Source organism: Nocardia sp. NPDC057227 (genome assembly GCF_042669725.1).
Taxonomy (GTDB): Bacteria; Actinomycetota; Actinomycetes; order Mycobacteriales; family Mycobacteriaceae; genus Nocardia; species Nocardia asteroides_A.
The window spans coordinates 1-22,854 of the sequence record NZ_JBHUXA010000040.1 but is presented as its reverse complement, the minus strand read 5'-3'; the positions used below and the strand labels follow the sequence as shown (position 1 = coordinate 22,854).

Annotated in this window: 22 protein-coding genes and 2 pseudogenes; 12 read left to right on the top strand and 12 right to left on the bottom strand. The window is 73.3% G+C overall.

Features of this window, described 5'->3' with window-relative positions:
* The first annotated feature begins 31 nt into the window (after nucleotides 1–31).
* The 4 genes from ACFUJ1_RS33230 to ACFUJ1_RS33215 all read left to right on the top strand — a co-directional run bounded on the left by ACFUJ1_RS33230 (nucleotide 32) and on the right by ACFUJ1_RS33215 (nucleotide 3,417).
* Nucleotides 32–949 (top strand): LLM class F420-dependent oxidoreductase, encoded by a 918-nt coding sequence (locus ACFUJ1_RS33230; RefSeq protein WP_378651275.1) that lies wholly within the window; start codon nucleotides 32–34, stop codon nucleotides 947–949.
* A gap of 103 nt (nucleotides 950–1,052) precedes the next feature.
* A complete protein-coding gene (locus ACFUJ1_RS33225) occupies nucleotides 1,053–1,292 on the top strand; it encodes a CsbD family protein (RefSeq protein WP_378651274.1) in 240 nt (79 codons plus the stop codon).
* Between the two features lie 128 nt (nucleotides 1,293–1,420).
* Nucleotides 1,421–2,251 (top strand): SigB/SigF/SigG family RNA polymerase sigma factor, encoded by an 831-nt coding sequence (locus tag ACFUJ1_RS33220; RefSeq protein ID WP_378651273.1) that lies wholly within the window; start codon nucleotides 1,421–1,423, stop codon nucleotides 2,249–2,251.
* Between the two features lie 47 nt (nucleotides 2,252–2,298).
* Nucleotides 2,299–3,417, top strand: coding sequence for a PQQ-dependent sugar dehydrogenase (locus tag ACFUJ1_RS33215; RefSeq protein WP_378651272.1), 1,119 nt, complete (start codon nucleotides 2,299–2,301; stop codon nucleotides 3,415–3,417).
* A 280-nt stretch (nucleotides 3,418–3,697) separates the two neighbouring features.
* On the opposite strand, the pseudogene ACFUJ1_RS33210 reads toward ACFUJ1_RS33215, so the two are convergent.
* Nucleotides 3,698–4,049: pseudogene (locus tag ACFUJ1_RS33210) on the bottom strand (transglycosylase family protein); the annotation flags it as partial.
* Nucleotides 4,050–4,339: 290 nt separating this feature from the next.
* Entirely contained in the window at nucleotides 4,340–5,905 is a 1,566-nt protein-coding gene (locus ACFUJ1_RS33205) for a phytoene desaturase family protein (protein ID WP_378651271.1), read from the bottom strand.
* 176 nt (nucleotides 5,906–6,081) lie between these two features.
* On the opposite strand from ACFUJ1_RS33205, the gene ACFUJ1_RS33200 reads away from it, so the two are divergent.
* Complete coding sequence (locus ACFUJ1_RS33200) at nucleotides 6,082–6,306, top strand: hypothetical protein (protein WP_378651270.1); 225 nt, start codon at nucleotides 6,082–6,084, stop codon at nucleotides 6,304–6,306.
* A gap of 3 nt (nucleotides 6,307–6,309) precedes the next feature.
* Here the strand turns inward: ACFUJ1_RS33200 and ACFUJ1_RS33195 are convergent, their stop codons facing one another.
* A complete protein-coding gene (locus tag ACFUJ1_RS33195) occupies nucleotides 6,310–6,687 on the bottom strand; it encodes a hypothetical protein (RefSeq protein ID WP_378651269.1) in 378 nt (125 codons plus the stop codon).
* A gap of 296 nt (nucleotides 6,688–6,983) precedes the next feature.
* Nucleotides 6,984–7,874, bottom strand: coding sequence for a universal stress protein (locus ACFUJ1_RS33190; RefSeq protein ID WP_378651268.1), 891 nt, complete (start codon nucleotides 7,872–7,874; stop codon nucleotides 6,984–6,986).
* Nucleotides 7,875–8,003: 129 nt separating this feature from the next.
* Between ACFUJ1_RS33190 and ACFUJ1_RS33185 the strand changes: the two genes are divergently transcribed.
* The 5 genes from ACFUJ1_RS33185 to ACFUJ1_RS33165 all read left to right on the top strand — a co-directional run bounded on the left by ACFUJ1_RS33185 (nucleotide 8,004) and on the right by ACFUJ1_RS33165 (nucleotide 12,636).
* Nucleotides 8,004–9,413 carry an amidase gene (locus tag ACFUJ1_RS33185; RefSeq protein ID WP_378651267.1) on the top strand — a complete coding sequence of 470 codons (1,410 nt, stop codon included), beginning with the start codon at nucleotides 8,004–8,006 and terminating at the stop codon, nucleotides 9,411–9,413.
* Nucleotides 9,414–9,480: 67 nt separating this feature from the next.
* Entirely contained in the window at nucleotides 9,481–9,618 is a 138-nt protein-coding gene (locus ACFUJ1_RS33180; RefSeq protein WP_378651266.1) for a hypothetical protein, read from the top strand.
* Nucleotides 9,615–10,733 carry a glutamate--cysteine ligase gene (locus ACFUJ1_RS33175; RefSeq protein WP_378651265.1) on the top strand — a complete coding sequence of 373 codons (1,119 nt, stop codon included), beginning with the start codon at nucleotides 9,615–9,617 and terminating at the stop codon, nucleotides 10,731–10,733. The genes ACFUJ1_RS33180 and ACFUJ1_RS33175 overlap by 4 nt, the downstream gene beginning before the upstream one ends.
* 26 nt (nucleotides 10,734–10,759) lie before the next feature.
* The gene (locus tag ACFUJ1_RS33170; protein WP_378651264.1) at nucleotides 10,760–11,947 is read left to right on the top strand and encodes a zinc-dependent alcohol dehydrogenase; all 1,188 of its coding nucleotides are present in this window, start codon (nucleotides 10,760–10,762) and stop codon (nucleotides 11,945–11,947) included.
* Nucleotides 11,948–11,970: 23 nt separating this feature from the next.
* Nucleotides 11,971–12,636, top strand: a complete 666-nt coding sequence (locus ACFUJ1_RS33165) for a phosphoribosylanthranilate isomerase (protein WP_378651263.1) — start codon at nucleotides 11,971–11,973, stop codon at nucleotides 12,634–12,636.
* Nucleotides 12,637–12,643: 7 nt separating this feature from the next.
* On the opposite strand, the gene ACFUJ1_RS33160 is transcribed toward ACFUJ1_RS33165, so the two are convergent.
* The 6 genes from ACFUJ1_RS33160 to aztB all read right to left on the bottom strand — a co-directional run bounded on the left by ACFUJ1_RS33160 (nucleotide 12,644) and on the right by aztB (nucleotide 19,901).
* Nucleotides 12,644–13,882, bottom strand: coding sequence for a helix-turn-helix domain-containing protein (locus ACFUJ1_RS33160; RefSeq protein WP_378651262.1), 1,239 nt, complete (start codon nucleotides 13,880–13,882; stop codon nucleotides 12,644–12,646).
* A gap of 508 nt (nucleotides 13,883–14,390) precedes the next feature.
* Nucleotides 14,391–14,975, bottom strand: a complete 585-nt coding sequence (locus tag ACFUJ1_RS33155) for a dihydrofolate reductase family protein (protein WP_378651261.1) — start codon at nucleotides 14,973–14,975, stop codon at nucleotides 14,391–14,393.
* 70 nt (nucleotides 14,976–15,045) lie between these two features.
* Nucleotides 15,046–15,708, bottom strand: a complete 663-nt coding sequence (locus ACFUJ1_RS33150; protein WP_378651260.1) for a S1 family peptidase — start codon at nucleotides 15,706–15,708, stop codon at nucleotides 15,046–15,048.
* 82 nt (nucleotides 15,709–15,790) lie between these two features.
* Nucleotides 15,791–16,927 (bottom strand): zinc metallochaperone AztD, encoded by a 1,137-nt coding sequence (gene aztD / locus ACFUJ1_RS33145; RefSeq protein WP_378651259.1) that lies wholly within the window; start codon nucleotides 16,925–16,927, stop codon nucleotides 15,791–15,793.
* A 20-nt stretch (nucleotides 16,928–16,947) separates the two neighbouring features.
* Nucleotides 16,948–17,838: a zinc ABC transporter substrate-binding protein AztC gene (gene aztC, locus ACFUJ1_RS33140; RefSeq protein WP_378651258.1), complete on the bottom strand. Its 891-nt coding sequence runs from the start codon at nucleotides 17,836–17,838 to the stop codon at nucleotides 16,948–16,950.
* Complete coding sequence (aztB, locus tag ACFUJ1_RS33135) at nucleotides 17,835–19,901, bottom strand: zinc ABC transporter permease AztB (RefSeq protein ID WP_378651257.1); 2,067 nt, start codon at nucleotides 19,899–19,901, stop codon at nucleotides 17,835–17,837. Before aztB ends, aztC begins: the two co-directional genes overlap by 4 nt.
* 59 nt (nucleotides 19,902–19,960) lie before the next feature.
* Between aztB and aztA the strand changes: the two genes are divergently transcribed.
* On the top strand, nucleotides 19,961–20,653 hold the full coding sequence (gene aztA / locus ACFUJ1_RS33130) for a zinc ABC transporter ATP-binding protein AztA (protein WP_378651256.1): 693 nt from the start codon (nucleotides 19,961–19,963) through the stop codon (nucleotides 20,651–20,653).
* Between the two features lie 56 nt (nucleotides 20,654–20,709).
* The gene (locus ACFUJ1_RS33125) at nucleotides 20,710–21,603 is read left to right on the top strand and encodes an SGNH/GDSL hydrolase family protein (RefSeq protein ID WP_378651255.1); all 894 of its coding nucleotides are present in this window, start codon (nucleotides 20,710–20,712) and stop codon (nucleotides 21,601–21,603) included.
* 13 nt (nucleotides 21,604–21,616) lie between these two features.
* Here the strand turns inward: ACFUJ1_RS33125 and ACFUJ1_RS33120 are convergent, their stop codons facing one another.
* Together ACFUJ1_RS33120 and ACFUJ1_RS33115 are read right to left on the bottom strand one after the other, a co-directional pair.
* A complete protein-coding gene (locus tag ACFUJ1_RS33120; protein WP_378651292.1) occupies nucleotides 21,617–22,618 on the bottom strand; it encodes a DNA glycosylase AlkZ-like family protein in 1,002 nt (333 codons plus the stop codon).
* 14 nt (nucleotides 22,619–22,632) lie between these two features.
* A pseudogene (locus ACFUJ1_RS33115) lies at nucleotides 22,633–22,854 on the bottom strand (ATP-binding protein); the annotation flags it as partial.

Here is a 22,854-nt window from a genome sequence, read left to right as displayed (position 1 = left end):
CACCGCCGCCACCTGCGGCAGGATGGGCCGCATGGAACTGCGTATCTTCACCGAACCGCAGCAGGGCGCGGACTACGACACCCTGCTGACCGTCGCGCGCACCGCCGAGGATCTGGGGTACGACGCGTTCTTCCGCTCCGACCACTACCTCGCCATGGGCGGCGCCGACGGCCTGCCCGGCCCCACCGACGCCTGGATCACGCTGGCCGGGCTGGCCCGCGACACCAGCCGCATCCGGCTCGGCACCCTGGTCACCGCCGCCACCTTCCGGCTGCCTGGCCCGCTCGCCATCCAGGTGGCGCAGGTGGACCGGATGTCCGGCGGGCGGGTCGAATTCGGCCTGGGCTCCGGCTGGTACGCCGACGAGCACACCGCCTACGGCATCCCCTTCCCGGACCGGCGGCTGGCCCGGCTGGAGGAGCAGCTGGCCATCGTCACCGGGCTCTGGTCGACCAAGCCCGGCGACACCTTCGACTACGCGGGCGAGTTCTACACCCTCACCGACTCCCCCGCACTGCCCAAGCCGGTGCAGGACCCGATCCCGGTGCTCGTCGGCGGCGCGGGCCCGAGCCGGACCCCGCGGCTCGCCGCCCGCTACGCGAGCGAGTTCAACATGCCGTTCGCCTCGATCGCGGACTCCGCCGCGCAGTTCGACCGGGTGCGCACCGCGGTCGCCGAGCACGGCCGCCGGGACGACCTGGTCTACTCCAACGCGCTCGTCGCCTGCGTCGGCGGCAGTGACGCGGAGGTCGCCCGCCGGGCCGCCGTCATCGGCCGCGAGGTCGACGAGCTGAAGCAGAACGGCCTGGCGGGCTCGCCCGCGGAGGTCGTGGACAAGCTCGGCCGCTACGCCGAGATCGGCACCAGCCGGGTCTACCTGCAGATTCTCGACCTCGGCGACCTCGACCACCTGGCGCTGGTGGCCGAGCAGGTACTGCCGCACCTGTGACCCCGGACTCATAGCCGAGAATTAGCCGCCTTCACCCGATTCGAGTTGTGACTCACGGGTAAGCCTCCGATGTCAGCACTGAACGCAACTTTCGGAGGACATCGTGGCCGAGAACACCAGTGGACCCCGCGAGGGAATCAAGGGCGTTGTCGAGGACGTGAAGGGCAAGGTCAAGGAGGCCGCCGGGATCGTCACCGGCAGCAACCGCCTGGAGGGCGAGGGCCGGGCCCAGCAGGACAAGGCGGAATCCCAGCGCGAGGTCGCGCAGAAGGAAGCCGAGGCCGAGAAGGCCAGGGCCGAGGCGAAGGTGGACGAGGCGCGCCAGCGCGGGTACCAGAACTAGGAAGTGCGCGCGGCCCCGAGAGGGGAACGCCGCGGGTGGGCTGTCCGGACGGGCAGCCCACCTTCCGTCGGTTCGGGCAGGGAACCGGCGACCGTATCCACCCCGAGTTCGAACGCGAGGATGCCCCGATGACGCGCGAGACCACGGCGGCCCGCTCCGGCACAACCGCCGGTTCGACCGACAGCTACGAGAACATCGAACCCTGGTTCGAGAAGCTGGCCGCGCTCGCGCCGGGCGACCCGAGCCGGGAGGCCGTGCGCGGCGAGATCATCGCCCGCTGCCTCCCGCTGGCATCGCACATCGCGCGCAGGTTCTCCGGGCGCGGCGAGTCCTTCGACGACCTGCTGCAGATCGCCCGGCTCGGCCTGGTGCTCGCGGTCGACCGCTTCGACGTCGAGCGCGGCTCGTCCTTCCTCTCCTTCGCGGTGCCGACCGTGATGGGTGAGGTCCGCCGGCACTTCCGGGACCACACCTGGTCGCTGCGGGTACCGCGCAGACTCAAGGAGATCCAGCTGCGGATCGGCCCGGCCGTCGAGGCGCTCTCGCACTCGCTCGGCCGGCTGCCGACCGCCCGCGAGATCGCCGCCGACCTGGAGCTCGACCTCGCCGAGGTGACCCAGGCGATGGTGGCGAGCAACGCCTACCAGACCAACTCGATCGACGCCGCGAGCAACGACGACGGCGAGAACACCCCGCTCGCGCTGCGCGACACCCTCGGCCGCGAGGAGCCCTCCTACCAGCTGCTGGAGGACGCCATCGCGGTGCGCCCGCTGCTGGCGGCGCTGCCCGAGCGGGAGCGCGAGGTGCTGGTCATGCGCTTCTTCGAGAACCGGACGCAGACCCAGATCGCCGCCCACCTCGGGGTGTCGCAGATGCAGGTCTCGCGCATCCTCACCAGGACCCTCGCCGCGCTGCGCGCGCAGGCACTCGGCGATGAGGCGGCCGGCCGGGTCGCCTGACGCGGAGCTCGGCGACCCCGTGTCCGAATAATCCGGATACTGGCGGTATGCGCCTTCGCCGACCCGCCCGTGCCCTGATCGCCGCCTGCGTCGTCGCCACGGCCGTCGCCTGCGGCGCGGAGGATCCGGACGACTTCCCGCCGCCACCGAGCGGCTTCTCGACCGCGCCGGTCGCGACCTCGGCCGCGCCGAGCGACCCGGGTGGAATCCCCGACCTGGACACCCCGGCCGAGATCAGCACCGGCATCGACGTGCCGTGGGGGCTCGCCTTCCGCCCGGACGGCTCCGCCTTCGTCGCCGAGCGGGACACCGGCCGCATCCTGCGGATCCCGCCCGGCGGCGGCCCCGCCGAGCCCGTCCACCAGGTCCCCGGCGTGGTGGCGCGCGGCGAGGGCGGGCTGCTCGGCCTCGCCGTCTCGCCCACCGACCCGGAGCTGCTCTATGCCTACTTCACCGCGGAGTCGGACAACCGCATCGTGCGGTTCCGGCTCGGTGAGCAGCCGCAGGTGGTGTTCCAGGGGCTGGCGAAGGCAGGGAACCACAACGGCGGGCGGATCGCCTTCGGCCCGGACGGGATGCTCTACGTCGGCACCGGCGACGCCGGGGAGCCGCGCCGCTCCCCTGACCCCGCCGACCCGAGCGGCAAGATCCTGCGGCTCACCCCGGACGGGCAGGCGGCGCCGGGCAACCCGCAGCCCGGCTCGCCGGTCTACAGCCGCGGGCACCGCAATGTGCAGGGGCTGGCCTGGGATTCCAGGGGCAGGCTCTTCGCAGCCGAGTTCGGCCAGAACCGGCTGGACGAGATCAACCTGATCGAGCCGGGCCGCGACTACGGCTGGCCCGCGGTGGAGGGCGCGGGCGGGGCCGATCGCGGTTACGCCGACCCGCTCGTCACCTGGGGCACCGACGAGGCGTCGCCCTCCGGCATCGCCGTCGCGGGCAGCACGCTCTACGTCGCCGCGCTGCGCGGGGAGCGGCTGTGGACGGTCCCGATCGGCCCGGACGGGCTCGGCACGCCGAGCGCCGAGCTGGACGGCCGCTACGGCCGACTGCGCACGGTGGCCGTGGCGCCGGACGGGTCGCTCTGGCTCACCACATCGAACACCGACGGCCGCGGCGACCTCAGGGACGGCGACGACCGGATCATCCGCTTTCCCGCGCGCTGATCCGGCCGTCGAAGGTCTCGGGTCAGGAGCGCCCGCGCGCCGATCCGGCCGCCGGAGCTCTCGGGTCAGGAGCGCCCCCGCGCCGATCCGGCCGCCGGAGCTCTCGGGTCAGGAGCGCCCGCGCGCCGATCCGGCCGTCGAAGGTCTCGGGTCAGGAGCGCCCCCGCGCTGATCCGGCCGCCGGAGCTCTCGGGTCAGGAGCGCCCGCGCGCTGATCCGGCCGCCGGACGTCTCGGGTCAGGGGCGCCGGCCGCGAACCGGCCGCGCCCCCCGCTCCTGGCGGGTCAGAGGTACTGACCGCAGACCGGCCACGCCCCGGCGCCCTGGGTGGCGAGCACGTTCTCGGCCACCCGGATCTGCTCCGCGCGGCTGGCGTTGTGCGGCATGCCGCTGCCGCCGTTGGCGGACCAGGTGCTCGGGGTGAACTGCAGCCCGCCGTAGTAGCCGTTGCCGGTGTTGGTCGACCAGTTGCCGCCGCTCTCGCACTGCGCCACCTGGTCCCAGTTGTTACCCGCGGCCGATGCGGTCGCGGCCATCCCGAACGGCACCGCCGCGAGTGCGCCGGTGACCGCCGCGACGCCGAGGGCGCGGCCGATGGTCCGGGTCTGCTTGGTCTTCCGCTGCTGGGACATGCGTTTCCTTCCCTGCGCCCGCCGGTCCGCAGAGCGAACCCCCGCCCCCGGGACGAATTCGGGGTCCGCCGGACCGCGGGGCGGGGTCGCCGGCTTACGCCGGTCCGGCTCGGGCCGCGCTCCGAAGCGCAACCGCAGGCGACGATAACGAACCAATCTCGGCAGATCACGCACCGGTAACTACTTCGCCATTCGAATTGTTTCCCGCAATTCAGCGATCATTCCCAGGTGGAAAGCATCTTCCGGTGCCGACCAAAACGGCGATGCGCCGGGTCAAACAGTGACGATTGTCACGAATTTCCGGTGCTTTCGAGCACGGCCATGGCCGCGTTGTGCCCGCCGATTCCGCTCACCCCGCCGCCGCGCACCGCGCCCGCACCGCAGCAGAGGACCCCCGGCTGCCCGGTCGCGACGCCCCAGCGGCCGGCCGGGTCGTCGTCCGTCCCGGCCTCCCGGAAGGGAAAGGCCAGGTCACCGTGGAAGATGTGGCCGCCGGGGAGCCCGACCTCGCGCTCCAGGTCGAGCGGTGACTTGGCCTCGAGGCACGGCCTTCCCTCGGCGTCGCGCGCCAGGCAGCCTGCGATGGGCTCGGCCAGTACCGCGTCGAGCCGGGCCAGCGCGGCCGCCACCGCACGCTCCCGCGCATCGTCCGGATCGGCCGCGAACAATCGCGCGGGGGTGTGCAGCCCGAAAAGCGTGAGGGTGTGCATTCCACGCTCGGCGGAATTCCGATCGAGAATCGAGCGGTCGGTCACGGTATGGCAATAGATCTCCGACGGCAGCGCGGCCGGGAGCTCGCCCGCCTCGGCTTCTCGATAGGCCGCAGCCAGTTGCGAATACGTCTCGGCGATATGGAAGGTGCCCGAGAACGCCTCCCGCGGCGACACTTCCGGGTCGCGCAGCCGGGGCAGCCGGTCCAGCACCATATTGATCTTGAGCTGCGCGCCCTCCGGTTTCGGCCCCGGCGCGCGGCCGAGCAGCCGATCCAGTTCGTAGGGCGCGGCATTCACCAGCACGTGCCCGGCGGTCGCCGCCCCGGCGGCACCGGTCGCGCTGTCGGCGTAGGCCACCGCGCCGGTCTCGATCCGGGTGACCGCGCAGTCGGTGACGATCTCGGCCCCGGCCCGCACCGCGGCCGCGGCGAGTTCGGCGGTGAGCGCGCCCATGCCGCCGATCGGGACGTCCCAGTCGCCGGTGCCGCCGCCGATCACGTGGTAGAGGAAGCAGCGGTTCTGCCGCAGCGACGGGTCGTGCGCGTGCGTGAAGGTGCCGATCAGGGCGTCGGTGCAGGCGACGCCGCGCACCACGTCGTCGGCGAAGGTGCGCTCGAGCAGCGCGCCGAGCGGCTCCTCGACGACAGCGGCCCAGAGTTCGTCGTCGCCGAGCCGCGCCCGCAGCTCGGCGCGGGTCGGCAGCGGCTCGGTGAGCGTCGGGAAGACGGCCCGCGCGAGCGCGCCGGTGCGGGCGCCGAACTCGGTCCAGGCGCGGTGCTCGCGGTCCGCGCCGGTGATCCGCCGGAAGCTCGCCGCGGTGCGCGCCGGGTCACCGGTGTCGATCAGCAGCCCGGTGTCGCCGACCGGCGTGTACGAGGAGATCCGGCGGCGCGCGGTGCGGAAGTTCAGCCCGAGGTCGGCGACGATCCGCGCGGGCAGCAGGCTCACCAGGTACGAGTAGCGGGAGAGCCGGGCGCCGACCCCGGGGAAGGTCTGCGCCGAGACGGCGGCGCCGCCGGTGTGCGCGGAGCGCTCCAGCACCGCGACCCGGCGGCCCGCCCGCGCCAGGTAGGCCGCCGCGACCAGGCCGTTGTGCCCGCCGCCGACGACGATCACGTCGTAGTTCTCGTGCTGGGGTCGCATGTCACCTCGTTACCACCCCGCACCGGCGATTCCCGGCGGGCGACACGCGCCGATCCAGCACAACGGCCGGGCTCCGCCGCTGTGAGTGTCCCCGACTACCGCTTGACCGGCAGCTTTCCAGCGATCCCGCTCCTACCGTGAGGTGGACCACACTTCCCACGTCCCGAGAGCAGCCCATGACTTCCACTGACAGCCCCCCGGTGGTCTACTCGCGCGAGAGCGAGATCCTCGACTATTTCGGCAAATGCGAGGCGTGCGGCTACCCGGCCCGCGCCACGGCCACCACCGAGATGCTGGCGGGCGGCGGCGTGCAGACCGCCGTCGTCGCCGCCTGCTCGCTGCCCTGCGGCTGGACCGGCCGGGTCCCGCTCACCACCATGACCGGGCGGGTGCGCCGCTGACGCTCAGCCGCCGTTGACCACGCAGGCGTAGCCGAGGTGCGTTCCGGTGCCGACCCGCACCTCGCCCGCCACGGTCGGCTCCCGGTCGGGCGCCTGGACGGCCTCGAGCCGGTGCGGGCCCGGCACCGCCGGGATCCAGGTGAACAGCGCGTTGCCGCTCTGCGGCACCCGCACCGCGATCGGGATGCCGTTGTCCAGCAGCGTGACCGGCTCCACCGCGTTCGTCACCAGCACCTGCACGGTGTAGGTGCAGCCGGTGCCGTAGGTCGTGGACGAGCCGAAGTTGATATCGCCGAGCACCCGCATCTGGGTGGCGGTGGCGGTGGCCTGCGGCGCGGCAGCCGCACCCGGCGCCACGGCGAGTGCCAGTGCCGCGGCCACCCGCAGCACGCCGCCTCGGCGCGAGCCGTGGGCGTGATCGCCCGCGCGCGACCCGCGATCGCGACGCACTGCGCGCGCACCGGGCGCCTCCGTCGTGGCGGACCACGGTCCCGGGCGGCGGGGTCGCCCGCCGTCCGAGGGCGGGCGGTCCGGGGCTTTCCGGCTGGCACGGGGCACGGCGCGATCCATGGCGGTCCCTTCGACGTCGGAGGGCGAGCGGACCTCGATCCTCGCCCGCCCACCGGGTGGCTGTGACCGGAATCGCCGAGCACGCTGCCCGGCAACGGCGTTCGCGCTCAGCCCGCGGCGCGCACCACCACGATCGGGATGTCCACCGAGTGCAGCAGCCCGTTGCTGGTGGAGCCGAGCAGCATCCCGGTGAAACCACCGCGCCCCCGGCTGCCGACCACCACGAGCTGGGCGTTCGCCGATTCGTCGAGCAGCGAGCGCACCGGCCGGTCGGCCACGACGATCCGGCGCACCGGCACGTCCGGGTACTGCTCGGCGTAGCCGGCCAGGCTCTCGGCGAGCGCCGCCTCCTCGCCGTCGCGCACCCCGGCCCAGTCGCCGATCGGCAGGTCGAGCCCGCTGGTGTCGCGCCAGGCGTGCAGCGCGGTCAGCCCGACGCCGCGGAAAGCGGCCTCGGCGAAGGCCACCTCGAGCGCGCCGACGCTGTTCTCGGTGCCGTCCACCCCGACCAGCACGGGTTTGCTCGCGGCCACCGGGTCGGTCGCGGCCGGGGTGCGCACCACCGCGACCGGGCAGTGCGCGTGCCCGGCCACCGCGGTGCTCACCGAGCCGAGCAGCCCGCGCCGGAAGGCGCCGAGCCCGCGGCTGCCGAGCACGAGCCGGTGTGCGGTGCGCGAGCGGTCGAGCAGGGTGGGCACGATGAAGTCGAAGGTCAGCTCGGCGGTCACGGTGACAGGCCCGCCCGCCGCTGCCTCGGCGATCCGCGCCGCCTCGCGCAGCGCCGCCTCGCCCTCGTCCCGCAGCCAGTCGCGCTCGCCCGCGGGCAGCGTCGGCTGGTCGCCGTAGCCGAACGGGACGGCCATCGAGCAGAGCAGGTGCAGCGGGCGGCCGTGCAGCCGCGCGTCGACCGCGGCCCAGGCGGCGGCGTGGTAGGCCGTCTCCGAGCCGTCCACCGCGGCGACGATCGGGGCGTTCGGGGCGGGTGTCGGTTCCGGCACGATACTTCCTCTCCGTCGGGGAAATCCCCCTCCATCATTCCCCGCGCGCCGCCCGGCGCGGGGAGGTGTCGCCGTGGTGTTGCGCACCGTAGCGTTCACCTCGATAACCAGGCGGAAGGGAGCCGAACGATGACGGATTCCACGGCCGCTCCGCTGCCGTACGCCGGAGTTGCCGAGACCGCGGCCGAGGTGCGCGCGGGCAAGACCACCGCCGCGGAGGCCGTGGACCAGGCACTGGAGCGGATCGAGCGCGCCGAGCCGCGGCTGCGCGCCTTTCCCCTCGTCCTGGCCGAGCGGGCGCGGGCCGAGGCCGCCGAGCGGGACGCGCGGCAGGCCGCGGGCGCACCGCTCGGGCCGCTGCACGGCGTGCCGATCGCGGTCAAGGACGAGCTCGACGTCGCCGGGGCGCCGACCGGCTACGGCGGCGTCGCCGCCGGGAGCGGGCCCGCCGACGCCGACGCCGAGGTGGTGCGCCGGTTGCGCGCGGCCGGCGCGGTGATCGTCGGCAAGACGGCCATGCCGGAGTTCGGCATCTGGCCCTACACCGAGAGCGCCGCGGTCGGCCACACCCGCAATCCGTGGTCTGCCCGGCACACCCCGGGCGGCTCCAGCGGCGGCTCCGCCGCGGCGGTGGCGGCCGGGCTGGTGCCCGCGGCCACCGGCGCCGACAGCGGCGGCTCGATCCGCATCCCGGCCGCCTGCTGCGGGGTGTTCGGGCTGAAACCGCAGCGCGGCCGGGTCAGCAGCGCCCCGCGCCCGGACCTGTGGGGCGCGCTCGGCACGATCGGCGTGCTCACCAGGACGGTGGCGGACAGCGCGCTGCTCTACGACGTGCTCGCGGGCACCGTCGCCGCCGACCGCTGGCACGCGCCGGCGCCCACCTCCTCCTACACCGACCTGGAGCCGGGGCCGCGGCTGCGGATCGGGCTGCTGCTGCGCACCGGCGCCCCCGGCATCACCGCGGCCCCCTCCTGCGTGGCCGCGGTGCGGGAGACCGCCGAGGCGCTCGCGCGGCTCGGCCACGAGATCGTCGAGGACCGCTACCGGCTCCCCGACCCCACCGACGCCTTCCTCCCGCAGGTGATCAACGGCGTGCGGGCGGATGCCGGGCGGATGCCACACCCGGAGCTGCTGGAGCCGCGCACCCGCGCGGTCATCCGGCTGGGCCGGGTGACGGTGCCGCAGGCGGTGCTGCGCTGGTCCGAGCGGCGCGGCGAGCGGCTCACGGCCCGGGTCAACCGGCTCTTCGACCGCTACGACCTGCTGCTCACCCCGACCCTGGCCGGGCCGCCGCCGCCGATCGGCAGGCTGGACGGCACCGGCATGGTGCGCGCCACCCTGCGCACGGTGCCGATGATCGCCTACACCGCGCTCTGGAACGTCTGCGGCAACCCGGCCGCCGCCGTCCCCTCCGGGTTCGCCGACGGGTTGCCGCGCAGCGTCCAGCTGGTCGGGCCGCCGAACGGCGAGCACACCGTGCTGCGCGTGGCCGCGGAGCTGGAGCGGGTCCGGCCGTGGACGGCGGTGCCGCCGGGCTAGACCGGTTTCGCTCCGCGCCGCCAGGGCACTTCGCCCGCACCCGGACGGCCCACCGAGGAGGAACCCCATGTCCAGCGACGCCATCGTGCTGCTGCGCGAGGACCACGAACAGCTCCGCGAGTTCGCGAAGGCAGGTGACGACGAGGCGCCGCGGAAGCAGCCGTCGGCGCCGAAGCAGGCCGTCCACGCGGTCACGGCCCGATGACCGAGCTCACCATGGGCGTCGAGGAGGAGTTCCTCCTGGTCGACCCGGAGACCGGCGCCCCCGCCGCCGCCAACCGCGCGGTCGCCGAGACCGCCGCGGCGGCGGGCGTCGAGCTCCAGCTGGAACTCACCCGCTGCCAGGTCGAGACCAGCTCCGCCGTGCACACCGACGCCGCCGCGCTCGACCGCCAGCTGCACGAACTGCGCGGCGCGGTCGCGCACTGCGCCGCGCGCAACCGGGTCCGGCTGCTCGCGGTGGCCGCGCCGCCGACCGTTCCGCACGAGTTCCCGCTCACCGACACCCCGCGCTACCGCGCCATCGGCGACGCCTTCGGCATGATCGCGCACGAGCAGGGGCTCTCCGGCTGCCACGTGCACGTGGCCGTGCCGGATCGGGAGATCGCGGTGCGCGTGAGCAACCACCTGCGGCCGTGGCTGCCCGCGCTGCTCGCGCTCAGCGCCAACTCCGCGATCTACCGCGGCTCGGACACCGGCTACGCGAGCTGGCGCAGCATCCTGTGGCGGCGCTGGCCGAGCGCGGGCCCGCCGCCCTACTTCCGCTCGGTGCGCGACTACGAGGCGGTGGTCGACACCATGCTCGCCTGCGGCAGCATCCTGGACCGCAAGATGGTCTATTGGGACGTCCGCCCCTCGCTCTCCTTCCCCACCATCGAGGTCAGGGTCGGCGACGTGCCCGCCACCGCGCGGGAGAGCACGCTGCTCGCCCTGCTGGTCCGCGGCCTCGTGCTGCACGCGCGGAAAGCGCTGGCGCGCAACGAGGAAGCCCCCGACATCCCGCACGAGATCCTGCGCGCCGCCTACTGGACCGCGGCCCGCTCCGGCCTCGACGGCGCGGCGCTGGAGCCGGTCTCCGGCCGGGTGCTCCCGGTCCCCGCGCTGCTCGACGAGCTGGTCCGGCGGATCGGCCCGGAACTGGACGAGCTCGGCGACCGCGCCTTCGTCACCGACACCGTTGCCGAGGTGCTGAGCCGCGGCAACGGAGCGCGCAGGCAGCGCCGCGCCTACGCCCGGCGGCACGACGCCGCCGACGTGATCGCCGAACTGGCCGGCGCGACGCTGGAAGGTTGCGAGTTTTCCGCCGCGCACCTCGGGTAGCCGCCCGCTGACGACGAGGAGGACCCATGAAGGCGGTTACCTGGCAGGGCAAGCGCAAGGTCTCGGTGGACACCGTCCCCGACCCGAGGATCGAGGACCCCACCGACATGGTGATCCGGGTGACCTCGACCGCGATCTGCGGCTCGGACCTGCACCTCTACGAGGTACTGGGCCCGTTCATGAGCCCCGGCGACATCCTCGGCCACGAGCCGATGGGGATCGTCGAGGAGGTGGGCAGCGAGGTCGGCTCGGTGCAGGTCGGCGACCGGGTGGTGATCCCCTTCCAGATCAGCTGCGGCCACTGCTTCATGTGCGATCGAGGCCTCTCCACCCAGTGCGAGACCACCCAGGTGCGCGACCAGGGCTCCGGCGCCGCGCTCTTCGGCTACTCGAAGCTCTACGGCCAGGTGCCCGGCGGGCAGGCGCAGTACCTGCGGGTGCCGCACGCCGACCACACCCACGTCCAGGTGCCGCCCGGCCCGCCCGACGACCGGTTCCTCTACCTGTCGGACGTGCTGCCCACCGCCTGGCAGGCCGTGCGGTACGCGGGGATCCCCGACGGCGGTTCGGTGACCGTGCTCGGGCTCGGGCCGATCGGCGACATGGCCTGCCGGGTCGCCGCGCACCTCGGATATCGAGTGATCGGCGTCGACCTGGTGCCGGAGCGGCTCGCCCGGGTCGCCGCCCGCGGCATCGAGACCATCGACCTCGCCGAAGCCGGGGCTTCCCTCGGTGAGGTGATCCGCGACCGCACCCGGGGTCGTGGCACCGACACCGTGATCGACGCCGTCGGCATGGAGGCGCACGGGTCGCCCGTCGCCTCGTTCGCGCAGAAGACCACCGGTTTCCTGCCCGACTCGGTCGCGGAGAAGCTCATGAACACCGCCGGTGTCGACCGGCTCGCTGCCCTCGAGTCGGCGATCGACATCGTCCGCCGCGGCGGCACCATCTCGCTCGTCGGCGTCTACGGGGGCATGGCCGATCCGCTTCCGCTGCGGGTCCTCTTCGACAAGCAGATCCAGTTGCGCATGGGGCAGGCGAACGTCAAGCGGTGGGCGCCCGAGATCCTGCCCCTGCTCACTGACTCGGATCCGCTCGGCGTGGATTCCTTCGCCACACATCGGCTGCCGCTGCTCGGGGCGCCGCAGGCGTACGAGAAGTTCCAGCAGAAGAAGGACGGCGTGATCAAGGTGGTGCTCGACCCGGCGGCGTGAGCCGGCCTCGCTACGGTGGGCCGGTGACCATTCGCGCGAAGATCTGCGGAATTCGTTCCGAGCGGGACCTCCGCATCGCGGTCGATGCCGGGGCGGACGCGATCGGCTTCATCTGCGGGGTCACGCACGTCAGCGAGGATGCCCTTGACCCCGATCGCGCCGCCGCACTCTCCCGGCTGGTCCCGCCTTTCGTGACCCGTGTGCTGGTCACCCACCTGGAAGAGGCAGCGGCGATCATCGCACTCGCGGATCAGGTCGGCGTCGACGTCATCCAGGTGCACGGATTGGTCACCGACGAGACCGCCCGAGAGGTCCATGCGCTGGCTCGCGGCCGGAAAGTGGTGCGCGCCGTCCACGTCACCGGACCCGACGCGGTCGATGCCGCTCGTCGTGCAGCGGCGACTTGCGATGCCGTACTTCTCGATTCGCGCACCACCGACCGGCTCGGCGGCACCGGCGCGACGCACGACTGGTCGATCAGCGCGGAGATCGTGCGCACGGTGCGCGAGATCGGCCGCCCGGTAATCCTGGCGGGCGGTCTGCACCCCGGCAATCTCGCCGAGGCCATCGAGGTGGTTCGGCCCGATGCCGTCGACGTGAACAGCGGAGTCGAGACGCCCGCCGGGGACAAGGATGCCGGCTCCTGCGCGGCCTTCGTCCGCGCTGCACACGACGGCGACCCCGGGTGAGTCGGCTTTACGAGAGCGACGCCAAGAACTCCCGCACCTCCGGTGCCCGCGAGTGGGGTCGCACAGCGGCAGCCACCAGCTCCAACTTCTGTCGAACCCTGGTCGAGGCGATTTGATCGATCGCCTCTCGGTGGTCGGTCAGAACCTGGCAGCCCTCAGCGATTTCTCCTGCCTGGACCAGGTTCCGCCCGAGCTGAACGCACCACTCCGCCTGCTCCCGGGGCCAGGCTGTCGATCCCTTGACAGCCGCTCGAATCTGCTTCGACGCAGCAGCATGTTCACCGAGGTACATGTGCATGATGCCGGTCATTCCGCAGAGGAGCGCCTCGGGGAGGTAGACCCAGTCCGGGTCGAATCCGCGCGACGATTCGTACGCACGGTGAGCCCGGCTCAGTGCATCCGTGACGGCCGCCTTGTTCTGCGTCGGATTCTGCATGCCCAGTGCGTCGGCTTCCCGGATGGCCAGCAGGGCCCGCAACTTCGGCCCACCCCTGCCGAGGGCCGCACGCGATGCCGCCTGGGCGTATTGCACTGCTTGACGCATGGCCGCCGGGGTCCCGCCGTTCCACTCGGTCAGCAGCGAGCTGGCATTGCCGAGCGCATGGGCGACTGCGATCCCGTCTTCGACCGCGGCCCCGGCCTGGGCGGCGCCGGCGTAGTAGCGACGCGCTTCGTCGAGGCGGCCCGCGTCGTAGTGCACCCACCCCGCCGCCGTCATCATCTCGGCCGCGGCGCTGGTGAGCGACTTGCCCACCGACTCGGTATAGCTGGCACCATCGAGCAACTGCTCGACATAGCGCACACCGTGGGTTGCCACGCGGCACAGGCGATCACCGCCGACCAGGAGATCCAGCTCGTGCAGCTCGTTGGTGTTAGCGGCGATCTCGGCCACTTCCTCTGGGCCGATGCGCACAGCGCCGGTCGATGTAGCCGCGGTTCTGTTATCGACCGGTGACCGGGCACCGGAGGGCAGCGCAGTTGTTCCGGCGCCGAGCGCGCCGGTTCGCAGGAAGTTGCGACGATTCACGTTCGCCTCCTCGTCCGACTCCACTGCCAGTATGGCAAGCGGGACCCGGAGTGCACGGGCCACTCGACGGAGGACGCGGAGATCGTGGACAGCCGGACCGCCGCGTTCGAGCTGTGAGATGGCGGGTTGCGTGAGGCCGACGAGAGCACCCAGCTCGCGCTGAGTCATGCCGGTGCTCAGCCGAATACGCCGAATCACCTCACCGGTCGTGACACGCATGCACCACCCCTGCCGATCACTGTTGCGCAACCCCCTGCGCACGACCCTATACAGCATTCGCGATGCCGCAGAAGCTTCGCGGATTCTTGCAGCGAGATCGCCGCGCTCGAAGCCTACGGTCGGGCCGTACGCGGTACCGGGGTGACGCCGCACCCCTTGCGCGGCGCACCGGCGGCCGATGGACCGGACCGCCCGGTGGCCCGAGAAGGCCCCCGGTACCGGGTACACCGTCTCGGCCTCACCGGCCGGGCGCTACCTCCGGAGGACGTCATACGCCGAGCTCATGCTCCGACACCGCAGATTCCGGCTCTACTGCATCTGCACATCGAGTTCGGCGTTCTCACCCTCGACTACCAGGGGTCGGCTGCGCAGGCGCAGAGCGTGGCCGAACAACTCTCCCCGAGTCTTCCCGGCGCGGTTGTCCTGCTGGACGAGGATGTACACCCCGACATGCCCCACCTCCCCTGTGCCGAGCTATGGACGTGAAACAGCGATGTTCAGTCCTACGTCAGCGCCTCGAGTAATGGGCGATGATGACGCCGGTGCCGGTGGTGACGCTGCGGGTGAGCTCGAATTCGGTGAGCGGGGCGGGGCCGTCGAAGAGGCGGGTGCCGGTGCCGAGGGTGAGGGGGTGGATCAGCAGGGAGTACCGGTCGATCAGCGACGCCGCGTGCAGGGAGCGGACGAGTGCGGCGCTGCCGATGATGGACAGGTCGGGGCCGGGAGTGGCCTTCAACTCGGCGACGGTCTCGACGGCGTCACCGGAGAGCAGGGTGGAGTTCTGCCAGATGCCGGCATCCGGCAGAGTCGTGGAGGCGACGAATTTGGTAGCGGCGTTCATGTGCGTGCTGAAGGGATTGCCGTCGGTGGCGCTGCCCCAGGCGCGGTGGAAGTCCTCCCAGGTGCGGCGGCCGAAGAGCATGTCACCGGCCTCGGCCATGCCGCGCGCCATCTCCGCGCCCATGATCTCGTCGTTGTACCGGAGCCCCCACCCCCCGTGGGAAAACCCGCCGCGGGTGTCCTCATCGGGGCGGCCGAGCCCCTGCACGACCCCGTCGAGGGTGATGGACATGGTGACCGAGATCGAGCGCATACATCGTCCTTCCACTGCCTGACATCGACAAGGGTGCAGACGGCGAACGCGAACGGAATTCATCGGCCGATCAGAGCGGGTGGAACCCGGCCCCGACCGAACCGCGCGCGTCCAGATCGTTCACGATGGCGGCCATGGTGGTCCCGACCTCGGGGCCGATGCACCCGAGCCCCAGGTACGCGTTGACCATGCCGACCAGCGTGCTGCCGACCATGACCGGCGCCCCGGAGTCCCCCTCCAGCACGCACAGCTGGGTCCAGGTCTCCTGGGCGGTGTTCAGCACATCGCCCCAGGCGACGCCGCAGGTCTCGCCGCTGGTACGGCCCTTCTTGCAGACCACCGCGGGGAACTGGGCAGGCGCGCCGATGCCGGTTATGGTGGCGTTGCCGACCCGGTTCACCGGCGTCACCTTGGTGGGGTCGAACTGGATGACGGCGTAGTCCAGGTTCGGGTCGGAGTGCACGAAGCGGCCGACGACGCCGAGGTCGTGGTCGCGCTCGGCGACCACGGTGGCCCCGGCGTCGCCGCAGTGCCCGGCGGTCAGCCCGACCAACCGGCCAGCGGCGTCGTAGCCGATGGTGGTGACGGTGCACTGCGCAGTGTTGTCGACGACGATCCCGGAGCCACCGCCCAGCGGGACCGGGGCGTCCTGGGCGGCGGCCGCGCCCGCCCCGAGCGGGACGAGGGCGAGCGCGGCGCCCGCGGTGACGGCGCGGGCGAGGCTGCGGTTCATGTCGGTCTCCCGTCGTACCGCGGGGCGCGCGTCGTCCCCGTCGTAACCCTCGTCTACCCGGGCCGCCCCCGGCGGAAACTGCTCAGTGGCCGGGCTGCACCCCGCTCAGCTCGTTCGGCGCGCCGGGCAGCGTGACACTGGCGGTGCGCTCGCCGGTAGCCAGGTCGATGCGGTGCACCTGGCCGGTGGCGGGGTCGGAGACGTAGGCGATACCACCGCGGACGAAGAGCGCGGGGCGCGGCTGCTGCCACTCCAGCGGCTCCTGCCAGGGCGCGAGCACCGGGATGCTGCGGGTGACGGCGGCGCGCACCGGGTCGATGACGTGCAGCGCGCCGTCGGTGCCGAGAACCAGCGCCTCGCCTGCCGGGCCGCGGCCGAGCGAGCGGAAGGTGTAGCTGGTGCCGAGGTCGACGAGGCGCAGCCCGCCGGTGGCGGTGTCGATCAGCGAGACCTGCTGCGGGCGTTCGAGTTCCGCGTCCTTGTCCTGCTTGTAGTCGCCGAGCACGACGGGCGAGCCGTCGCTGCCCGCCTGGTTGCCGATGCGGCCGTACGGGGTCGGGCTGGTGACCTTGGTGAGCACGCCGTTCCGGTAGACCAGCGCACCGTTCTGGCAGCCGATCACCACGGCCTCGCCCTGCGCGGTGGCCTCGCCGTGCACGCCGGGGCAGTCCTCGCTGCGGGCGATCTCGCGGCCGTCGGGGTCGAGCACGAGCATGCCGGTGCGGCGCTCCTCGGTACCGAGCGAGACCACCAGCCGGCCGTCCGCGAGCTCGATGGCGACGCCGTGGTGCGGGGCGGCGGTGGTGTAGACGTCGGTCTTCGGGGTGCCCTCGGCCAGTGCGGCGGTGTCGAAGGCGGTGACCTCGCCGCTGCCGTCGGCGAAGAGCACCGTGCGCCCGGCGTGCCGCACCACGTGGCCCGGCTTCTCGGCCGGGAACTCGGTGCCGGTGAACTGGCCGGTGGTGGCGTCCAGCACCCGGAAGGCCGAGCCGCTGGTGACCACGACGTGCCGGTCGTCGCCCGCGGGGTTGAGCCGGGTGAAGCCGTCCAGGGCGACGGTGTGCCCGACCTCGAGCGTGCTGCCGTCGAGCACCGCGATGCCGCCGTCGTAGGTCACCGTCACCGGGTCGGCGACGGTGGCGGGCTCGTCGCTGCCGCCGCAGGCGGTCGCGGTGAGCGCCACCGCGCAGGCTCCCACGGCGAGAGAACGGAACTTCATGTGCTACCTCATCTTTCGGATCACCCGGCGATGATGGCGTCGGTGTTGGCGCGCATCATGTCCAGGTAGGTGGGGGCGCCGCCGTCCGGCGGGGTGAGCGATTCGGTGTGCAGGGCGGTGACCCGCACCCGCACGCCCGCCTGTTCGGCGAGGACGCGGGCGAGCCGGTCGGGCTGCGAGGAGTCGGCGAAGATCGTGGTCACCCCGGCCGCGCGCACCGCGCCCGCCAGCCCGGCCAGGTCGGCGGCGCTGGGCGAGGCGAGTGCGCTGCCGCTGGGCAGGACGACGCCGATCACGTCGAGCCCGAAGCGCGCGGCGAGGTAGCCGAAGACGTGGTGGTTGGTGACCAACCTGCGCCGCTCGGCGGGGAGCGCGGCGAAGCGCTCGGTCATCCAGCGGTCCAGCTCGTCCAGCCGGGTGAGGTAGCCGTCGGTGCGGGCGCGCACGGCCGCGGCGTCGATGCCGGGGACGTCGGCGAGCACCCGGTCCCGGATGGCCTCGACCGCGGTGCGCACCCGGGCCGGGTCGGTCCAGAAGTGCGGGTCCGGGTTGGCGCTGTCGCGGTACGGCAGCGGGTTCACCCGGTCGCCGACCAGCAGCGTCGGCGTGCCCGCCGCGGCGGCGGACTCGACGTGGCGCAGCACGCCCTCCTCCAGGCCGAGGCCGTTGGCGACGACCAGCGCGGCCCGCTCCAGCCCGGCCGCCTGCTTGGCGGAGACGCCGAACGAGTGCGGGTCGCCGCCGGTCGGCATGAGCACGGTGACCGGGGCGGCGTCGCCGACAACGGCGCGGGTGAGGTCGCCGAGCAGGTCGGTGGTCACCACGATCTCGGTGCGCTCGGCGGTACTGCCGCAGGCCGCGGCGGTGAGCACGGTCAGCCCGGCGAGCACCGCCGTGAACAGGCGCTTCATCGGCCCGCCTGGGCGAGGTACGCGGGGGTGATGTCGAGCGGGAACTCGCGGGCGACGCGCAGGGCGTCCAGGTAGTCGATCTCGTACACGATGCGGCGCTCCGGGTCGGTGAGGTAGGCGCGGGTGGTGTCGACGGCGATCCGCGCGGGTGCGCCGGGGGTGGTCAGGGGGCGGCTTGCCAGTTCGGCTCCCGTCGCGGGGTCGAGGGCGCGGAGCACGCCGTCCGGGGCGAGCACGAGGACCGGGGTTCCCTCGCCCGCCGTCGCGGCGGCAAGGACCGGGCCGGTGTCGAAGCGGGTCCAGGTGGCGCGGGCGACGTCGAGCAGCCAGAGCCCGCGCCGGCCCGCCGGGGCGGTGAGCGCGCTCGCGCCGGGGCGCTGGGTGAAGGCGGTGGCGCGGTCTTCCGGGGCGGTGCCAGGGGGGTACGGGACCGTGCGGGCGTTCTCGCCGGAGACCACGAGCGCGCCTGTCGCGCAGCCGAATACGGCGCCACGCCTGGTCACGGCCGCTGCGCGTGGTTCGGGGCAGGTCTCGGCGAGGGTGCGGCGGACGGCGCCGTCGCGTTCGCGCAGGTGCACCTGCCCGCTCGCGGGGTCGACGCTCACCAGGGCGCCGTCGATCGGGAGGGCGGCGCCGGGCACGGTCACCGGATCGGGGATGCGGCCCGCGTCCAGCGCGGTGCGGTCGAGGACGGTGGCGGAATCGCCCGAGTTCAGCACGGCGACGGCGCGATCGGCCGCCGCCGTGGTGCCGGAGGGCGCGGTCACGGTAGGCGCGATCACGGAGGGCGCGGTCACGGAGGGCGCGGTATCGGAGGGCGCGGCTCCGGTAGGCGTGGTGACAGCGGGCTCGGCGACCGTGGGTACGGCGAACTCGCCGCGGACGCCGGGGGGCGTGCGGTAGTAGTGCACGTGGTCGTCGTGGTCGACCATCCAGGCGCCGGCGTCGGCGACCCGCACGGTGCCGCCGGCGGAGAGGTACACGTAGCGCCCGTCGCTCGTGGCGTCGGTGACGCCGGGGAGCGGGTCGAGCTCGGTGATCTCCTCCGTGATCAGGTCGAGCACCCGGACAGCGCCGGTTTCGGCATCGGCCAGCACCAGCCGGGTCTGCGCCTCGGCGGCCTCCTCCGCACCCTCGACGTAACCGTGTGGCACATCCATCTCGGGAGCAGGCCCGGGATCGGCGGCGCAGCCGGTCAGGACCGCGGCGGCCGCCGCCACCGCCACCGCAGGGCGGGCACCGCGACGCAGCCGCTCGCGCAGCGCGGCAACCAGGGCGGAGCCGAAGAACAGCGCGACCGCGCAGGCCGCGATGGTCGCCCCGGCCGCGGTGCCCGCATGCCAGGAGACCAGCAGCCCGGCCACGGTCGCCACCGAGCCGAAGACCGCGGCCAGCAGCATGGTGGTCGGAATCCGGTGCGCCCAGTAGGTGGCGGCGGCAGGCGGCGCGATCAGCAGCCCGAACACGAGCAGCGTCCCGGCCAGGTGGAATGAGCCGACCACGGCCAGCGTCACCAGGGCAAGCAGCCCGACCCTGGCGAGCCGCGGCCGCAGCCCGAGCGCCTCGGCGATCCGCGGCTCGAAGGTGAGCGCGGTGAACCCGCGATGCCCGGCAGCGGCGAGCACCGCGGCGAGCAGGACAGCGCAGGCCAGCAACCGGAGATCGCCCACACCGATGGCGAGCACGTCGCCGAACAGGTAGCCGGTCAGGTCGACCGCGAAGCTCTCCGAGCGGGACACGATCACCACGCCGAGCGAGAGCATGGCGACGAAGAGCAGCCCGATCGCCACGTCCGGGGTGAACCGGCGATTCCGCCCGAGCACCGAGACCCCGGCGGCCATCGCCACCGCGCTCACCGCCGCCCCGGCGAGCAGATTGCCGCCGAGCAGCGCGGCAACGGCGACACCGGGGAGCATCCCGTGCGCCATCGCCTCGCCCAGAAAGGCCATGCCGCGCACGACGACCCACGTTCCGGCGATGGCACAGAGGCAGGAGACGAGCACCCCGCCCCAGAGCGCCCGCTGCACGAAGGTCACCGCGAAGGGGTCGAAGAGCCAGTCCATGAAGCGACACCCTAGAATGAACATGATTTTCATTTCAACTGTAGTGACAGGGGACACAGATGGCCACCGAGGTGCGGCTGACCGGGATCGTCGCCGGCTACGAGGCCGGGCCGGTGCTGCACGGCGTGCACGCGGTGCTGCCGGCCGGGCGGGTGACGGCGCTGGTGGGGCCGAACGGGTCGGGGAAGTCGACGCTGCTCGCGGTGCTCGCCGGCGTGCTCGCGCCGACGGCGGGGTCGGTGCTGCAACCGCTGGGCAGGCCCGCGCTCGTACTCCAGCACAGCGCGGTTCCGCCGACGCTGCCGATCACCGTCCGGGAGACGGTGGCGATGGGGCGCTGGGGGGAGCGCGGGTGGTGGCGCAGGCTCACGCGGGCGGATCGCGCCCTGGTCGACGAATCGCTCGAGGCGCTCGGGCTCGCCGCGCTGGCCGGGCGCCGGCTGGACACGCTCTCCGGGGGGCAGCGGCAGCGGGCGCTGCTCGCTCAGGCGCTGGCAGCGCGCTCCCAGCTGCTGCTGCTCGACGAGCCGGGTACCGCGCTGGACGCCGAGGCCCGTTCCGCCGTGCACACGGCGCTCGACCTGGCCGGGGAGCGCGGGGTGACCGTCGTGCACGCCACCCACGACCGCGCGGACGCGCTCCGCGCCGACCACTGCGTCGCGCTGGCCGCGGGCCGGGTGACGGATGAGGGCCCGCCGGATCGCGTCTTGACGCCCGCCGTGGCCTCGGCCACACTTCCTACCAGCCGGTAGCCGGACGCTGGTGTCCGGCGGTCATCCGTGTTCCGGCACAGGCGAGGATCCGAATCATGCAGCAGTCCCGTCAGTTTCCCGCGCTGCGCGCCGTCGGCGCCGCGCTGGGTGCGTGCGCGATCGCGGTGGCCGGTGCCGGTGCCGCACCGGCGGCGCCGCAGCCCGAGGTGTACGTCGCGCTGGGCGATTCGTTCTCGGCCGGCTCCGGGATCGCGCCGAGCGCGCCGGCCAGCGGCATTCCCGGCGACTGCACCCGCTCCGCGCTGAACTACCCCAAGCTGGTGGCGCAGGCGCTGCGCCCGAGCGAATTCCGCGACGTCACCTGCGGTGCGGCGGTGAGCGCCGATCTGGCGGGCAGGCAGTTCGGGCTGAGCGGGCTCGCCGCGCCGCAGTACGACGCGCTGACCCCGGACACCACGCTGGTGACGCTCGGCATGGGCGGCAACGATATCGGGCTGGTCCAGCTCGGGGTGAGCTGTATCAACCCGCTGCCGGAGCCGAACGGCGTCTCCTGCGCGGCGACGCAGACCGCGGGCGGCCGGGATCGGGTGGGCGAGCAGATCGAGCGCTTCGCCCCGACCTACGGGGTCATGATCGAGGAGATCCGCCGCCGCTCCCCCGCCGCCACCATCGTGCTGGTCGGCTACCCGATCGGCATCCGCGACGGCGGCTGCCCGGAGACCCAGCCCGCCTGGGCCGCGGACGCCACCTACCTGCAGGGCAAGATCAATCAGCTGAACGACGTCATCCGGCGCGAGGCGGCCGCACACGGAGCCGGGTACGTGGATCTGGAGCCCTCGACGCAGGGGCACGACGTGTGCGCGGAGCCGGGCGAGAGCTGGATGGTCGGCGCGCTGCCGACCTCGGCCGATGCCATCGTCCCGCTGCACCCGAATGCCGCCGGGCATCGCAATACCGCGAAGCAGGTACTGGCCGCCCTCGACCGCTGAGCGGTGCCGTCGATCAGGCCCACTCCACCGTGGGTTCGGATTCGCCCACCGCGGCGGCCACGGCGACGGCCTCCCGCTCGACCCCCGCGCGGAGCGCCCGCCCGACCTGCTCGAACGCCGTCACGGTGACGACTCGCTCGCGGCGTCGGTACCGCCAGACCCCGGCCACCTCCCCGTCGGCGAGCACCGCCCCGGGCGGGGAGACGGCCCGCCGGAGCTGCTGCCGCCAGGTCTTCTCCGGCAGGAGTAGCCCCGAGTTGGTGTCGGCCGGATAGGGATCACCGGGCGGCACGAGCGCGACACCTTCGGCCGGAGCCGCCTCGTGCACCGCGTCGACCAGCGACTCCGGCAGGTCCGAGCGAACCCCGTCGACGGAAACCGGCACCAGCGGCTCCCCGAGCTCGGGCACCGCGTCGAGCCCGAGCCGCTCCCGCACGAACGCAGCGCTCGCGGGGCCATTGGCCCGGAAGAAGGCGCGGACCAGCTCCGCCCGCGGCTCCGCGCGGCAAGCGGGCACGTCGAGACCGGGTAGCAGCACGGTCCCCGCGGCAGCGGTGTCGAGCACCAGCCCGGCCAGGCACCCGGCCCACCGGAAGACCCCGTCGGGCACATGCGCCGCCTTACACGACGCACACCAGCTCACCGCGGACTCCGGCAACCGCCGGGTCACGGCGGCACTCGCCTCCCCCTTGCCCATCGGCCGGTCGACAACGGCCCGCAGCGCCGACGCCACCGCCTCCACCTCGGGCGATCCGGGCACCACGGCCGCACGCAGGTCGGCGAGATCCTCCCGCGCGTGCACATGCGGCGCCCCTCGCACGGACCAGAGCGCCACCAGCTCCCGATCCGGCCCGACCGCGCCGGAAATCCCGCGCCGCCGCAATCCCTGCGCGGCCGTACCGAGCCGCGTCTCCTGGACCCCGAGGAACAGTAGGTCAGCGCGCGCAGCACCGTCGAGCGACCCGCTCAACCCATGCCGCCCCCACCGATACCCGAGCCAGGAACCCCGGCTCACCGCGACCGCCTTGTTCACATCCGCGATTCGAGCCGATGGAAGAGGAACTCCACCAGGGTGATCAGCGAGCGCAGGCAGGTGCTGCGGTTGCGTGCGTCGAGCCGGACCAGCGGCGTCTCCGGGGCGAGGTCGAGCGCGTCCCGGACCTCCTCCAACGGATACGTCCGCGACCCGTCGAACTCGTTGATCCCCACCGCATACGGAACCCCACGCTCCTCCAACACCGACAACACCTC